Origin of the sequence: Streptomyces sp. NPDC020379, assembly GCF_044387105.1 — a bacterium.
GTDB lineage: Bacteria > Actinomycetota > Actinomycetes > Streptomycetales > Streptomycetaceae > Streptomyces.
In genome coordinates this window covers 79,062-94,342 of the sequence record NZ_JBIRVR010000012.1, presented here as the reverse complement: position 1 = coordinate 94,342, position 15,281 = coordinate 79,062, and the positions used below count along the sequence as shown (strand labels likewise).

At 74.0% G+C, this 15,281-nt stretch carries 11 protein-coding genes; 2 read left to right on the top strand and 9 right to left on the bottom strand.

Annotated elements, in window-relative coordinates:
* Positions 1 to 17 precede the first annotated feature (17 nt).
* Positions 18 to 1,382 (top strand): ABC1 kinase family protein, encoded by a 1,365-nt coding sequence (locus ACH427_RS17655; RefSeq protein ID WP_398870379.1) that lies wholly within the window; start codon positions 18 to 20, stop codon positions 1,380 to 1,382.
* Between the two features lie 18 nt (positions 1,383 to 1,400).
* Here the strand turns inward: ACH427_RS17655 and ACH427_RS17650 are convergent, their stop codons facing one another.
* From ACH427_RS17650 to ACH427_RS17630, 5 genes are all read right to left on the bottom strand, one after another.
* Entirely contained in the window at positions 1,401 to 1,616 is a 216-nt protein-coding gene (locus ACH427_RS17650; RefSeq protein WP_390749352.1) for a hypothetical protein, read from the bottom strand.
* A gap of 135 nt (positions 1,617 to 1,751) precedes the next feature.
* Complete coding sequence (locus ACH427_RS17645; RefSeq protein WP_398870378.1) at positions 1,752 to 2,078, bottom strand: hypothetical protein; 327 nt, start codon at positions 2,076 to 2,078, stop codon at positions 1,752 to 1,754.
* Positions 2,075 to 2,437: a WhiB family transcriptional regulator gene (locus ACH427_RS17640; protein WP_116213773.1), complete on the bottom strand. Its 363-nt coding sequence runs from the start codon at positions 2,435 to 2,437 to the stop codon at positions 2,075 to 2,077. Before ACH427_RS17640 ends, ACH427_RS17645 begins: the two co-directional genes overlap by 4 nt.
* Positions 2,438 to 2,573: 136 nt before the next feature.
* Complete coding sequence (locus ACH427_RS17635) at positions 2,574 to 2,873, bottom strand: hypothetical protein (RefSeq protein WP_398870377.1); 300 nt, start codon at positions 2,871 to 2,873, stop codon at positions 2,574 to 2,576.
* Between the two features lie 142 nt (positions 2,874 to 3,015).
* Positions 3,016 to 5,202: an ATP-dependent DNA helicase UvrD2 gene (locus ACH427_RS17630; protein ID WP_398870376.1), complete on the bottom strand. Its 2,187-nt coding sequence runs from the start codon at positions 5,200 to 5,202 to the stop codon at positions 3,016 to 3,018.
* Between the two features lie 227 nt (positions 5,203 to 5,429).
* Between ACH427_RS17630 and ACH427_RS17625 the strand changes: the two genes are divergently transcribed.
* Entirely contained in the window at positions 5,430 to 5,687 is a 258-nt protein-coding gene (locus ACH427_RS17625; RefSeq protein WP_361527147.1) for a mycoredoxin, read from the top strand.
* 52 nt (positions 5,688 to 5,739) lie between these two features.
* On the opposite strand, the gene nudC is transcribed toward ACH427_RS17625, so the two are convergent.
* From nudC to ACH427_RS17605, 4 genes are read right to left on the bottom strand one after another with little or no spacing between them, the layout of a single operon-like run.
* Positions 5,740 to 6,687: an NAD(+) diphosphatase gene (gene nudC / locus ACH427_RS17620; RefSeq protein WP_398870375.1), complete on the bottom strand. Its 948-nt coding sequence runs from the start codon at positions 6,685 to 6,687 to the stop codon at positions 5,740 to 5,742.
* 50 nt (positions 6,688 to 6,737) lie between these two features.
* Positions 6,738 to 8,132: a dipeptidase gene (locus ACH427_RS17615; protein WP_398870374.1), complete on the bottom strand. Its 1,395-nt coding sequence runs from the start codon at positions 8,130 to 8,132 to the stop codon at positions 6,738 to 6,740.
* A gap of 47 nt (positions 8,133 to 8,179) precedes the next feature.
* Complete coding sequence (locus ACH427_RS17610; RefSeq protein WP_398870501.1) at positions 8,180 to 11,803, bottom strand: UvrD-helicase domain-containing protein; 3,624 nt, start codon at positions 11,801 to 11,803, stop codon at positions 8,180 to 8,182.
* A 47-nt stretch (positions 11,804 to 11,850) separates the two neighbouring features.
* The gene (locus tag ACH427_RS17605; protein WP_398870500.1) at positions 11,851 to 15,084 is read right to left on the bottom strand and encodes an ATP-dependent helicase; all 3,234 of its coding nucleotides are present in this window, start codon (positions 15,082 to 15,084) and stop codon (positions 11,851 to 11,853) included.
* Between the last annotated feature and the right edge of the window lie 197 nt (positions 15,085 to 15,281).

Sequence of the window (15,281 nt, the reverse complement as noted above, 5' to 3'; positions counted from 1 at the left end):
GCTAGTTGGAGGGGCGCATGTCTGATCTACCCCGCAAGGCGGTCACTCGTACCGCCAAGTTGGCGGCGCTGCCATTGGGGTTCGCGGGGCGCACGGCGCTCGGGCTCGGCAAACGCATCGGCGGCCGGCCCGCGGAGCTGATCGCCACGGAGTTGCAGCAGCGCACGGCCGAGCAGTTGTTCGCCACCCTGGGGCAGCTCAAGGGTGGCGCGATGAAGCTGGGTCAGGCGCTGTCCGTCTTCGAGTCGGCGCTCCCCGAGCAGGTGGCGAGCCCCTACCGGGCGGCACTGACCAAGCTTCAGGAGGCGGCCCCTCCGATGCCGACGAAGTCGGTGCACGCGGCGCTGGCGGAGCGGCTCGGGCCGGACTGGCGTGATCTGTTCGAGGAGTTCGAGGACCAGCCGGCGGCGGCCGCGTCTATCGGGCAGGTGCACCGGGCGGTCTGGCACGACGGGCGCGAGGTCGCCGTGAAGGTGCAGTATCCGGGTGCGGGCCAGGCGCTGCTCTCCGACCTCACGCAATTGGGGCGCTTCGCCCGGCTGCTGGGCCCGCTGATCCCCGGGATGGACCTCAAGCCGCTCATCGCCGAGCTCCGCGACCGGGTGGCGGAGGAGCTGGACTACGAGCTGGAGGCCCGGGCGCAGGAGGAGCACGCCCGGGAGTTCGCGAGCGATCCGGATGTGACCGTTCCACAGGTGGTGCACCAGAGCGACCAGGTGCTGGTCACCGAGTGGATGGAGGGGGTGCCGCTGTCCGAGGTGATAGCGGAGGGCACCCAGGAGCAGCGGGACCGGGCCGGTCAGCTGCTCGCGCGCTTCCTCTTCTCGGGCGCGGCGCGCACCGGGCTGCTGCACGCCGATCCGCATCCGGGCAACTTCCGGCTGCTGACCGGGGACGCCCCCGGCGGGCCTCCGGAGAAGTGGCGGCTGGGGGTGCTGGACTTCGGCACGGTGGACCGGCTGCCGCAGGGGCTGCCGCCGACGATCGGCACGGTCCTGCGACTGACGCTGGACGGCGAGGCGGAGGCGGTCCACGAGCTGCTGCGGGACGAGGGGTTCGTCAAGCCGGAGATCGAGCTGGATCCCGGAGCGGTCATGGATTATCTGCTGCCGATCATCGAGCCCGCGCAGGTGCCGGAGTTCACCTTCACCCGGGGCTGGATGCGCGCGCAGGCGACGCGGATCGCCGATCCGCGCTCGCCCGCCTATCAGCTGGGGCGGCAGCTCAATCTGCCGCCCGCGTATCTGCTCATACACCGCGTGACGACCAGCACCATCGGGGTGCTGTGCCAGCTGGGCGCGACCGTGCGGCTGAGAGACGAGATGGAGGCGTGGGTGCCCGGCTTCGCGGCGGCCGACGAGAGTCAGGAGACACCCGCCTGACGGGCCGCAGGCAGGCCCTCACCACCAGGACGAGTCGAGTCGGCTCTCGATCGCTCTGAGGTTGGCGCGGGCGCAGTCGTCGCAGAAGTAGCGGCGGCTGCCGTTCTCGACGGAGCAGGTCCAGGTCGGCGGCGTACCGTCGGCGGCGGTGCCACAGCGAGCGCACGTCACGGGCGTGGCGTTCTCGGTGGCCTCAGGGTCCAACTGCACTGATTCATGCGTCTTCTGGTCCACTCCCAGACGATATCCCCGTCGACGCGCCGCGAGGGCACAACGCACCCAACGCCCCGCGGGGCCGGTCCGTTCGGACCGGCCCCGCGGGGTTCGGGATGAGCTCCGGGTGAGCCCTGGGCCTGGGCCGGGGCCCGCTCAGTGCATCACGGCCATGGCCAGCGCGCGGCGGGCGCGCAGCGAGGCGCGCTCGGCGCGGCGCTGCATCCGGCGGGCGCTGACCAGCCGCGCGGCCCTGCGTTCGGACTCGGCGACCCGGAGGCGTTCGTCCATATGGGCCCGGGCCAGGGCTTCTGGGATGAGTTGCATTTCGAGGTTCCTGTTCTGACGCGAGGCGGTCGCGCCGGAGGTGTCACGGGTGGGGGCTTCGGAGCCGAACGGCTCGGCGGAGGGGCGGTGCATGGTCGGATCCTGCTTCTTGGGGTCGTGCGTGGTGGGGCGGTCGATGGTGCCGAAGAGGTTCATGCGGCGACCGGGTTCTTGCGCGGACGGCCACGGGGCCGCTTGCGGGCCACCACGACGCCCTGGACGAAGAGCTCGCCACCCCAGACACCCCACGGCTCACGCCGGTCCAGAGCACCGGCCAGGCATGCCTCGCGGAGCGGGCAGGTCTGGCAGAGCGACTTGGCGTACTCCACGTCGGCCGGGGTCTCGGCGAAGAAGACCTCCGGGTCGTAGCTGCGGCAGGGGACGGGCGTGCCCAGGTTCTCGATGGCGTCGTCGAGGTCGGTGAGGGCGGTGAGGGGGGTCAAGGAGTCCTCCGTGGGGACAGGCGGGGGGATCAGGTCGGTCGCTACTGACGGGGTGTGTGCCTTGAGTTGCACGGTGTTGGTTCCTCGTCTTGTCTTCCGGCTTGTGGCCGGGCTGGTTCCCCCCGCACGGGCGAGGGGGCAAACAAAAGGGCCGCGGATCCCGGTGTGGGTTCCGCGGCCCTGGAAGGTGCCGACCTGATCATGCCGATCAGGCTGGATCTCTCCAGGGTTCGAGCCCACGGAAGGCCCACATCGTGAGGTGCTGCTGCTGCGCGTTCAGGGATCCGGCGCCGTTGGTCGTCGCTTCAATGGCATAGGTCTGAGCCTGTGCCGCTGCTGCTGCCCTTACCGCGGACGCCTTGGTCGGTCGCTCATTGACCGGGGCAAAGCCTGCGGTGGACAGACCGGTGCCCTGGAACAGGGAGAGCGAGCCGACAGTGATGCCGAGGGAACGGGTGGCGACGACCGGGCGATCGGTCATTTTGCTGCTGGTCTTGAAGCTGATCATTGGTCTTCGCCTCCTCTCGGCGTCTAAGGGGACTGGTCGAAACCAGCCCGGACGGTTCAGTACAGCACGGATCCACCGGAACTCGAAAGAGCCGCTGTCTCCGTGCTCGGAAGGCTATGGGTATGCCCTCCGCGTGCGCAAACTATTTTTCCGGAGTTTCTTCCGAGGCGTCTTCCGAGGCCGCCTCCCCGCCCGCGCACAGGGCCAGGACGTCGGCGCCGAACCTCTCGAGCTTCCGTCTTCCGACCCCTGAGATGCCCGCGAGCTCCGATTCGGTTCCCGGCACGGCCTCGGCGATCGCCAGCAGTGTCTTGTCGGTGAAGACGCAGTAGGCGGGCTGGCCCAGCAAACCCGCCTGCCCGGCCCGCCAGTCGCGCAGCCGCTCGTACAGCGCCTCGTCCAGCTCGACGGGGCAGTCCTCGCAGCGCATCAGCTTGATCTCGCCCGCGTCCGTCAGGGTCTTCCCGCAGACCCTGCACCGCGCGGGCCCCCGGCGCCTGCGCTGCGCGCCGCGCTCGACGCCCGCGCCACCACCGGTGAAGGCGGCGGCGGCCCCGCCGGGGCGGGCGACGGAGCCGGGCCGCAGCCCGGTCAGGAAGCGGGTGGGGCGGCGGGTCGCCCGGCCGCCCGGGGTACGGGACAGCGCCCACGACAGGGAGAGGTCGCGGCGGGCCCGGGTGACCCCCACATAGAGGAGGCGGCGCTCCTCCTCGACCTGTTCATCGGTCTTGGCGTATGTGATCGGCATCATGCCCTCGGCGAGCCCGACGAGGAAGACGGCGTCCCATTCCAGGCCCTTGGCCGCGTGAAGTGAGGCGAGAGTCACACCTTCGACGGTCGGCGCGTGCTGGGCGGCCGTCCGCTCGTCGAGTTCGGCGACGAGGTCGGACAGGGTGGCCGACGGTCTGGCCCGTACGAAGTCCTCAGCAAGCCGCACCAGGGCCGCCAGCGACTCCCAGCGGTCCCGGACCGCCCCTGAGCCCGCGGGGGGCTCCGCGGTCCAGCCACGGGTGCCGAGCACGGCCCGCACCTGTGAGGGCACGTCGTCGGCACCGGCCAGCTGGGGGTCGGAGTGCCCTCCGGCACGGGCGGCGCCGCGCAGCAGCAGGGTGGCCTCGCGGACCTCCGGACGCTCGAAGAACCGCTCGGCACCGCGCAGCTGATAGGGCACCCCGACGTCGGCCAGGGCCTGCTCATAGACCTCGGACTGGGCGTTGATGCGGTAGAGGATCGCGATCTCGCTGGCCGGGACCCCGGAGTCGATGAGCTCGCGGATCCGGCGGGCGGTGCCCTCGGCCTCGGCGGGTTCGTCCGCGAACTCCGTATAGCGGGGCTCGGGGCCCGCCGGGCGCTGCGAGACCAGCTCCAGCCGGTGCTCGGCGGCCCGGCCGCGGGCCTGCGACAGGAGGCCGTTGGCGAGGTGGACCACCTGGGGGGTGGAGCGGTAGTCCCGGATGAGCTTGACGACGGTCGCGTGCGGGTGGCGGGTGCGGAAGTTCAGCAGGTGGTCGGGGGTGGCGCCGGTGAAGGAGTAGATGGTCTGGCTTGCGTCGCCGACCACGCAGAGATTGTCGCGGTCGCCCAGCCACAGCTCCAGGAGCCGCTGCTGGAGCGGGCTGACGTCCTGATACTCGTCGACCACGAAGTGCTGGTACTGGCGGCGCACGGTCTCCGCGATGTCGTGCCGGTCCTGGAGGACGCCCACGGTGAGCAGCAGGACGTCCTCGAAGTCGATCACGCCGCGGTCGCGCTTGAGCTGCTCGTACGTCCCGTAGATGAGGCCGATCTCGGCGGGGTCCCGGGGGGCCTCCCGGCCGGCCTTGGCAGCTGCGGGGGCGTAGTCCTCGGGGACGGTCTGGGTGACCTTCGACCACTCGATCTCGCCCGTGACATCGCGCAGTTCATTGCGGTCGAGCCGGACGCGGCAGCGGGCCGCGGCCTCCGCGACGAGCTGGACCTTCCGCTCGAGCAGGCGCGGCACCTCGCCGCCCACGGCCTTCGGCCAGAAATACTGGAGCTGGCGCAGCGCCGCCGAGTGGAAGGTGCGCGCCTGGACGCCGCCCGCGCCGAGCTGGCGGAGCCGGCCGCGCATCTCCCCGGCGGCGCGGTTGGTGAAGGTGACGGCAAGCACACTGGCGGGCTGGAGCACCCCGGAGCGGACGCCGTACGCGATCCGGTGGGTGATCGCGCGCGTCTTGCCCGTGCCCGCTCCGGCCAGCACGCACACCGGACCGCTGAGCGCCGTCGCCACCGCGCGCTGCTCGGGATCGAGCCCGTCGAGCACGGCGTCGGCAGAGTCCGGGACCTGCGGGAAGAGGGTTGCTGTCACCCCGCCATGCTGCCAGGTCGGCGGGGGCGACCGGGAACGTCGTCCACAGGGCCGGCCCTCCGGTCATATGAATGGCCGGAGTCCTCCCGAGCGGCGGACCGGCCCGCTTCCCCGGCCGTGGGCGGCGCGGTGACCGGACGGGCGCGGAAACCACCGGGGAATGGTCCCGCACAGGTGCGCGTTCTACGACTGGCACCACACCCACCACCGAAGGAGCACGAGGACGCATGTCGGGCACCGTGACGATGTACAGCACCACCTGGTGCGGCTACTGCCGCCGGCTCAAGAGCCAGCTGGACCGCGAGGGAATCGCGTACAACGAGATCAACATCGAGCACGACGCCGAATCTGCGGCCTTCGTGGAAAAGGCGAACGACGGCAACCAGACGGTTCCGACCGTCCTGGTCGTCCCCGAGGGCGGCGGCGTTCCGGTCACCATGACCAACCCGTCGCTCGCCCAGGTCAAGCAGGCGCTGGCCTCCTGACCGCGGCACGGCCGCGGGGCACCGGCTCGCACGAGCCGGTGCCCCGGCCGGCTCAGCTCCAGGCCGGGCCCTGCGGCAGCGGCTCGCCGTACCAGAGCTCCAGCAGGCGGGCCGCGATGGAGATGCCGGTGGGCGGCAGCACCTCGCCAGAGGCGAAGCCCGCCCGCAGCTCCTCCCGCGAGAACCAGCGGGCCTCGTGGATCTCCTCGCCGTCCACCTGGATGTCCGCGGACGTGGCCCGCGCCATGAAGCCCAGCATCAGGCTGGACGGGAAGGGCCAGGGCTGGCTGGCGACGTACTCCACGTCACCGACGACCACGCCCGCCTCCTCGGCGACCTCCCGGCGCACCGCCTGCTCGATGGACTCGCCCGGCTCGACGAAGCCCGCGAGCGTCGAGAAACGGCCCTCCGGCCAGTGCATCTGCCGGCCCAGCAGCGCCCGGTCCTGCTTGTCCGTGACGAGCATGATGACGGCCGGGTCCGTGCGGGGGTAGTGCTCCGCGCCGCAGGCGGGGCAGCGGCGGATGTGGCCCGCGGCCGCCACCACCGTGCGCTCGCCGCAGCGCGAGCAGAAGCGGTGCAGCCGCTGCCAGTTCTCCAGGGCCACCGCATGCACCAGCAGTCCCGCGTCGCGCGGCGACAGCAGCAGCCCGGCCTCACGCAGCCCGGCCGGGCGCGCCGACTGGTCCATGCGACCCGGCAGCGCGTCCTTCTGGAGGGCGAAGTAGGCGATGCCCTGCTCGTCCTGGCCGAGGAAATAGCGGTGCGTCTCGGTGACCGGCGCCTCGAACGCCGGGGTCATCACCAGCTCGGTGCGGCCGTCGGGGGTGTCGTCGACCAGCACCTGCCCGCCGGAGACCACGAAGACTCTCGTGGAGGGGTGGCTCCACGCCGCGGCGAGCCACGCCTCGTCGAGGCGGTGGTGCGCGGCGCGGTCGATGCCGCTGTCCCCGCTCAGTGTGATGGGCCGGGCGGCTGACAGATCGGTCCAGGTGGTCACGGCTGCTTCCAACTCCCCCTGCGAATGGTGATGTACGTCGAGAACGCGAGCTACCGGTCGCTTCCGGCCAGGTCGGACCAGAGGTAGGCACTGGTCTCGACGCCCTTCATGAGGAGGTCCAGCTCGACCTTCTCGTTCGGCGCGTGCCAGCCGTCCGACGGCACCGAGATGCCGAGGAAGAGGACCGGCACCCCGAGCACGTCCTGGAGGTCGGCGGCCGGGCCCGAGCCTCCCTCGCGTGTGAAGCGGATCTTCTGCCCGAAGGCACGGCCCATGGCCCGGACGACCGACTGGAGGTACGGGTGGTCGAGCGGGGTCAGGCAGGGGCGGGTCACACCCCAGAAGTTGATCTCGTGGCGGATGCCGTCCGGCAGGGTGTCGGCCACCCACTGGCGTACGGCCCGCTGCACGGCGTCGGCGTCCTGGCCCGCGACGAGCCGGAAGGACAGCTTGAGCCGCGCGGTGGACGGCACGATCGTCTTGCCGCCGGGGCCCTGATAGCCGCCGCCCATGCCGTTGACCTCGGCGGTGGGGCGGGCCCAGATCCGCTCCAGCGTGGTGTAGCCCTTCTCGCCGAGGGAGGCGTGGGAGTGCGCGATGCGCAGCCACTGCTTCTCGTCGAAGGGCAGCTCGGCGAAGAGCTCGCGCTCACGGTCGGTGAGCTCCACGATGCCGTCGTAGAAGCCGGGGATCGCGACCCTGCGGTCCTCGTCGTGCAGCGCGGCGGCGAGGCGTGCCGCCTCGGTGGCCGGGTTGGGCACGGCGCCGCCGAAGGAGCCGGAGTGGATGTCCTGCTCCGGCCCGTGGAGGTCGATCTGGCAGTCCGTGAGGCCGCGCATGCCCGTGCAGACGGTCGGGGTGTCCTCGGACCACATGCCGGTGTCGGAGACGATCACGGTGTCGCACGCGAGGCGGTCGGCGCGCTCGCGCACGAGGGCCGGGAAGTGCGGCGAGCCGGACTCCTCCTCGCCCTCGATCAGCAGCTTGAGGTTGACCGCAGGGGCGGTGCGGCCGGTCGCGGCGAGGTGCGCCCGCAGGCCGAGGGTGTGGAAGAAGACCTGGCCCTTGTCGTCCGCGGCACCGCGGGCGTGGAGCCGGCCGTCCTTGAAAACGGGCTCGAAGGGCTCGGTGTGCCAGCCGTCCTCGCGGGCGGCGGGCTGCACGTCGTGGTGGCCGTAGACCAGCACGGTCGGGGCGCCGGCGTCGCCCGAGGGCCACTCGGCGAACACGGCCGGGGCGCCGTCGGTCTCCCAGACCTCGACGGTCGGGAAGCCGGTCGCGGTGAGCTTCCCGGCCAGCCAGTCGGCGCTGCGGCGCACATCGGAGGCGCGGTCGGGATCCGCCGACACGGAGGGGATGCGGAGCCACTCGACGAGGTCGTCGAGAAAGGCATCGCGGTGCTCTTCGATATACGCGCGGACAGCGCTGTCCGGGGTGTCGCTCATGACATCGAGCCTATCCGGCCACGCGGCGTGACCATGACCGGGCTTGCTCACGGACCCTCCCCGAACAGCACCTCTTCGAGACCGGCGCGGTCCGGCAGGCCCTCGGGGCGGACGGTCTCGCCGTCGCGCACGTAGACGAAGGCGGCCGTGACGGCGGACAGCGGCAGGCCGTGCTGCTCCGCCCAGGCGACGCGGTAGATCGCGAGCTGGAGGGGGTCCGCGTCGTGCGCGCGGCTCGTCTTCCAGTCGACGATCTCGTACGTGTCGCCCTCGGGGCCGCGCTCGCGGTAGACGGCGTCAATGCGGCCGCGGATGACTCGGCCCGAGAGAGTGAGCTGGACCGGCGCCTCGACGCGGTAGGGAGTGCGGTGGGCGTAGGGGGTGCGCTCGAAGGCGTCCTTGAGGGCGGCGAGGTCGCGTTCGTCGGCGATCTCCGGGGCGTCGGCGCCGTCCTCCGTGCCGCCGGGCAGCTCGTCGGGCCCCAGCATGGGCAGGGGCAATGCCTCGAACCGGGACTCGATCCAGGCGTGGAAGCGGGTGCCCCGGCGGGCGGCGGGCTGCGGCGGACGCGGCATCGGCCGGGCCAGCTCGTGCGCGAATCCGTCCGGGTCGGCCGCGAGCCGCACCAGCTGCGAGGCGCTCAGGGCGCCGGGCAGGACCACCTCGCGCACGCTCGCGCGGGCCCGGCGCAGCTCTCCTGCCAGCGCGTCCAGGTCCCGGTCCCACGACGCGACGAGCCGGGCCTCCTCGGGCACGAGCGAGTGCCCTGCGGGCTGCTCGGCGAAGTGGTCCTCGGCTGCCGCGCGCTCGTGGGGCGCGGGGGCGTCGTCCGGGTGGGCCGGTTCATGATCCGGTTCCCCGTGGCCGGTGGCGTCGGCCCGCCGCGCGGGCCCGTCCTCCGTCCGCGCGCCCTCGTCACGGACGCGCGCGTGCTCCGTCGTCCCGCCCTCGTCCGGCGCGTGCCGGGGGGCGGGCAGGGCGGTCTCCGGGCGGGTGGTCGGCAGTGCGTCCCAGTCCGTGAGGTCCTCGTCGGAGGGCGGGCCCGGGTCCTCCTCGTAGGCGTCCTGCTCGTAGGGGTCCTCCGGCGGCGGCCAGTCCGGGTCGTGGGCCGGCTCGGGCCGCGGGTCGGGGGCGGGGTCGGCGGCCCGGGCCGCCATGCGGTCCAGGTGGGCCAGGACGGCGGCCGCCGCCGCGCGGCGGCGGGTCAGCGAGGCGGGGTCGAGGGGCAGGGGCCAGGAGTGGTCGGTCTCCGGCTCGGCGAGGGCGGGGTTCTCCGCGCCCTCCGCGGGCTCCTCCGCCCAGAACTCGATCTCGCCGTGGCCCGCCTCGCAGTGCTCGCGCAGGGCCTGGAGGAAGTCGGAGGGGCCGCGCGGCTGCTTCTGGCTGGGGCCCCACCAGTGACCGGAACCCAGCAGCAGGGACCGGGGGCGGGTGAACGTGACGTAGCCGAGGCGGAGTTCCTCGGTGCGCTGGTGCTCCTTCATGGCGGCCTTGAACGCGGCCAGCCCCTTGCTGTCCCACGCCCCGACGTCCGGCAGGGTGTCGGCGTCACCACGCAGGGCGTGCGGCAGGACCTTCGCCTGGGCGGTCCACGACTCGCGGGACTGCTCGCTGGGGAAGGTCTTGGTGACGAGACCGGGGACGGCGACCACATCCCACTCCAGGCCCTTGGACTTGTGCGCGGTGAGGACCTTGACGGTGTTCTCCCCGCCGGGCAGAGAGCTGTCGAGGCCCTTCTCGTACTGCGCGGCGGTGCGCAGGAAGCCGAGGAAGGCGAGCAGAGTGGCCTCGCCGTCGACGGACGCGAAGCCCGCGGCGATGTCCAGGAAGTGCGAGAGCGTCTCGCGCCTGCGGGCGGCCAGCGCGTGCGGGGACGCGGACAGCTCGACCTCCAGGCCGGTGGTGGCGAGCACCCGGTGCAGGACGTCCATGAGCGGGTCGGCCAGCGAGCGCCGCAGGTCGCGGAGTTCCGCGGCGAGGCGGGCGAAGCGGACGCGGGCCTCGGCCGAGAAGGGCAGGCCCGCGTCCTGGCCGGCCCCCGGCTCCGGCCGGGCGGGGCCACCGGCCGTCAGGAAGGAGTCGAGGGCGTCCGCGAGGGAGACGACCTCGGCCGGGTCGACGCCCTCGACGGCCTCGGCGAGCCTGCGCTCGGGGTCGGCCCCGGCGCCGCCGTAGGGCACGAGCGTCCGGGCGAGGCGGCCGAGCAGCGCCAGGTCGCGTGGGCCGATGCGCCAGCGCGGGCCGATCAGCAGGCGCACGAGCGAGGCGTTGGCGGTGGGGTCCTGGAGGACCTCGCAGACGGCGACGAGGTCGGCGATCTCGGGCAGGTGCAGCAGCCCGGACAGGCCGACGACCTCCACGGGGACGTCCCGCTCGACGAGCGCGCCCTGGATCTGCGCGAAGTCGGTGGCGGTGCGGCACAGGACGGCGATGTCACCGGGCCGGGTGCCCGTGCGCACCAGGTGGGCGAGGGAGTCCGCGAGCCACTCCAGCTCTTCCGCGTGGGTGGGCAGCAGGGCGCAGCGCACCACGCCGTCCCGCTCGGCGCCGGGGGCGGGCCGCAGGGCCTCCACGCCCGCGTGGCGCGCGCGCAGCGGGGCGGCCAGGCCGTTGGCGAGGTCGAGGAGGCGGCCGCCGCTGCGCCGGTTCTCGCTGAGCGCGAACCGGCGGGCGGGGCTGCCGTCGGCGTACGGGAAGTGGAGCGGGAAGTCGTCCAGGTTGGCCACGGAGGCGCCGCGCCAGCCGTAGATGGCCTGGCAGGGGTCGCCCACGGCGGTGACGGCGTGGCCGGTGCCGCCGCCGAAGAGGCCGGACAGCAGGAGGCGCTGGGCGACGGAGGTGTCCTGGTATTCGTCGAGGAGGACGACGGCGAACTGCTCGCGCATGATCTGCCCGACCTCCGGCCGGCTGCGGGCCAGCTCGGCGGAGAGGGCGATCTGGTCGCCGAAGTCGAGGAGGTCGCGCTTGCGCTTCTCCTCGCGGTACGCCTCGACGAGGTGGAGGAGCTCGAGCCGGGCGCGCGCGGTGTCGGGCACCCGCCGCAGGTCGGCGTTGGAGAGCTTGGCCCCTTCCAGGGTGCTCAGCAGCTCCGTGTCGTACGCCCGGAGCTCCGCCGCCCGCACGAGGTGCTCGGCGAGCTCGCCGTCGAGGGCCAGGAGGTCGGAGACGAGGTCTCCGAAGGAGCGGGTGAGGGCGGGATACGGGCCCGGGGAGGTGCGCAGGACGCGGGCGGCGAGCTGGAAGCGGGTGGCGTCGGCGAGCAGCCGCGCGCTGGGCTCCAGGCCGATGCGCAGGCCGTGCTCCTTCAGGAGGCGGCCCGCGAAGGCGTGGTACGTGGAGATCTGCGGCTCGCCCGGGGCCTGGTCGGGGTCGCCGGGCGCGGGGTCGGGATCGGTGACCCCGGCCTCGAGAAGGGCCTTGCGCACGCGCTCGGACAGCTCGCCCGCGGCCTTGTTGGTGAACGTGAGGCCGAGGACCTGCTCGGGGGCGACCTGCCCGGTGCCGACGAGCCAGACGACGCGGGCGGCCATGACCGTGGTCTTGCCGGACCCGGCACCGGCCACGATGACCTGCGGGGCGGGCGGCGCGGTGATGCAGGCCGTCTGCTCCGGGGTGAAGGGAATGCCGAGCAGCTCCTTGAGCTGCTCGGGGTCGGTCAGGCGCGGGGCCACTGACAATCCGGCACCGCCGCAGGTCAGCGCCGGTGGCCGCCGCTCGCTCACTCCACCACCTGCCGGCCCTCGGGCCGTGCCGTGCAGGACGCCCGGAACGAGCAGTGCGCGCAGTGCGCGCCCGGCCGGGGGGCGAAGCGCTCCTCCAGCACCCGGCCGGCCGCCTCGGCGAGCAGGTCGCCGATCCACGCGCCGTCGCCCAGCGGCTCCTGCGCCTGCACCTTGGGGAGGGCGTCGCCGCCGTTCTTCTTGGCCGCGCCCTGCCGCAGCTGTACGAGTTCGGCGCCGCCCGCGACGGGCCGCTCGCCGTCGAAGAGGCCGTCGACGGCGCCCTGTTCGACCGCGAGCTGGTAGACGGCGAGCTGCGGGTGGCGGGCGACGTCGGCGGCGGACACCGTGCCCTTGCCGGTCTTGAAGTCCACGACGTAGGCGCGGCCGTGCGCGTCGGCCTCCACGCGGTCCATGGAGCCGCGGACGCGCACCAGGTGATCGGCGGCCTTGAGGGTGACGTCGAAGGGGTGCTCCGTGGCGACCGGGCCGCGGCCACCGCGCTCCATCACGTGCCAGCGCAGGAAGCGCTCCAGGGCGGCGCGGGCGTTCTCCTTCTCCTGCACCGACTTCCAGGGCGCGTCGAAGGCCAGCGCGTCCCACACGGAGTCGAGGCGCTCCATGAGGACGGCGAGGTCGGCGGGGGTGCGCCCGGCGGCGACCTCGTCGGCGAGGACGTGCACGACGTTGCCGAAGCCCTGGGCGGCGGTGGCGGGGGCGTCCGCCTTGACCTCCCGGCCGAGGAACCACTGGAGCGAGCAGGTCCCCGCCGTACCCGCCAGCTGTCCGACGGCCGAGCCGGACAGCGCGACGGGCCGCGTGCGGTCGCGCAGCGGCACTTCACTGTGCGTCGGTTCGTGCAGGCCCCACCAGCGGTAGGGGTGGGCGGCGGGGACGAGCGGCTGGCCCTCGTCGTCGTGGAGGGCCGCGAGCCGGGCGAGGCGCTCGGCGGCGGCCGCCCGCAGCGCGTCCGACGCCCGCGGGTCGACCGTGGTGGCACGCAGCTCGGCGACCAGCGCGGCGACGGCCAGCGGGCGGCGCGGGCGCTGGCTGACGTCCACCGGCTCGGTGCCCAGCTCGGTCAGGAAGCGGGAGGGCTGGTCGCCGTCCTCGGCCGCCGCCTTGACGGCGGTGACGACCAGGCGCTCCCCCGCACGCGTGGCCGCCACGTAGAACAGGCGGCGCTCCTCCGCGAGCAGGGCGCCGGGGCTGAGCGGTTCGGCCAGCCCGTCGCGCCCGATGCGGTCGGCCTCCAGGAGCGAGCCGCGCCGCCGCAGGTCGGGCCAGAGGCCCTCCTGGACGCCCGCCACGACCACGAGCCGCCACTCCAGGCCCTTGGAGCGGTGCGCGGTCATCAGGCGTACGGCGTCGGGGCGCACGGCCTTGCGGGTGAGGGTGTCCGCGGCGATGTCCTGGGCCTCCAGCTCGTCCAGGAAGTTCAGGGCGCCACGCCCGCCGGTGCGTTCCTCGGCGCGCGCGGCGGTCTCGAAGAGCGCGCAGACGGCGTCCAGGTCGCGGTCGGCGTTCCGGCCGGCGGCGCCGCCGCGGCGGGCGGCGCGCTCCAGCCGCTGCGGCCAGGGGGTGCCGTTCCACAGCTCCCACAGGGCCTGTTCGGCGGTGCCGCCGGCCGCGAGGAGGTCGCGGGCAGTGCGCAGGAGCGCGCCCAGGCGCTGCGCGCCCCTGGCGTACGCCGTGTCGTGGGTGACGAGTCGCTCGGGCCGGTCGAGCGCCTCGGCGATCAGGTCGTCCGAGGGCCTGGGCACGGTGCGGCCGGCGGCCCGCTCCTCCTCCCTGAGGGCGCGGCCCAGCCGGCGCAGATCCGCGGCGTCCATGCCGCCGAGCGGGGACGTGAGGAGGGTGAGGGCGGTCTCGGCCTCGAGCCGGGGCCGTCCGTCGCCGCTCCCGTCCTCCGCCGCCGGTTCGGCGACCGCCCGCAGTGCCGTCAGCAGCGGGGCCACCGCCGGTTCGTGGCGCAGCGGGACGTCGTCGCCGTCGACCTCCACGGGGACGCCCGCCGAGCCGAGGGCGCGCCGCACGGCCGGTATGGACCGGGAGCCCGCGCGCACCAGGACGGCCATCTCACGCCAGGGGACGCCGTCCTCCAGGTGCGCGCGGCGCAGGATGTCGGCGATGTTGTCGGTCTCGGCGCCCGCGGTCGGGTAGGTGTACGCCTCCACCCGGCCGCCCTCGCGCACGGCGGCGAGCTCCCGGTGCGCGCGTACGGCCTGTGCGGGGAGGCGGGTCAGCGGCATGCGGCGGGTGAGCAGCCGGGTGGCCGCGAGGAGGTCCGCGCCGGAGCGGCGCGAGGTGGTGAGCACCTCGACGGGCGCCGGTGCGCCGTCCCGGCGGGGGAAGGCGTGCGGGAAGTCGAGGATGCCGTTGATGTCGGCGCCCCGGAAGGCGTAGATCGACTGGTCCGGGTCACCGAAGGCGACGAGCGTCCGGCCGTCGCCCGCGAGGGCGCGCAGCAGCCGTGTCTGGGCCACGTCGGTGTCCTGGTACTCGTCCACGAAGACGGCGTCGTAGCGCCGCGCGAGCTCCGCGCCGGTCCCGGGCCGCTCGGCGAGGAGCACGGCGCGGTGGACGAGTTCGGCGTAGTCGAGCACGCCCCGCATGTCGAGCAGGTCGAGGTATTCGGCGAGGAAGGAGGCGGCGGCGCTCCAGTCGGGGCGGCCGGTGCTCCTGGCGAAGGCGCCGAGCGCGTCCGGGCCGAGCCCGAGTTCGCGGCTGCGGGCGAGCACCGCGCGCACCTCGTCGGCGAAGCCGCGCGTGGTGAGGCAGGCGCGCAGGTCGTCGGGCCAGCGCACGGCGCCGCGCCCCTCGCGCTCCAGCTCGGCCTGTCCGGCGAGCAGCTCGCGCACGACGGCGTCCTGCTCGGGGCCGGAGAGCAGCCGCAGCGGATCGATGAACAGGCCGGCGTCCTGGTGGGCGCGGACCAGGGCGTAGCAGTACGAGTGGAAGGTCGTGGCCTGCGGTCCCCGGGCGGTGCCGCCGAGCCGGGCGGCCATCCGGTCGCGGAGCTCGACGGCCGCCTTGCGGCTGAACGTCAGGACGAGGACGCGCTCCGGATCGGTGCCCCGCAGCACCCGGTCCGCGACGGCCTCGACCAGGGTGGTCGTCTTCCCCGTGCCGGGCCCCGCGAGGACCAGCAGCGGCCCTTCCCGGTGGTCAACCACGGCGCGCTGGCGTGCGTCCAGCTCAGGAGGGGCCGTGGGGCCCGGCCGGGTCCGCACGAGGCGGTACGCGCCCGGGGCGGGCCGCTGTGCCGGCCGCGGGCGGACGGCGCCGGCCGTGCCTGGCGAGGAGGGGGAGGAGCTCACGTGGGTTGCCGGTCCTGGTGGGGGTGCGGGGTCGTGCGGCGGGGTGCGCCGGGCGGCCGGGAAGGGGGTCCTGGCGTGACGGCGGTTGTCGACGCTACGCCAGACGGCAC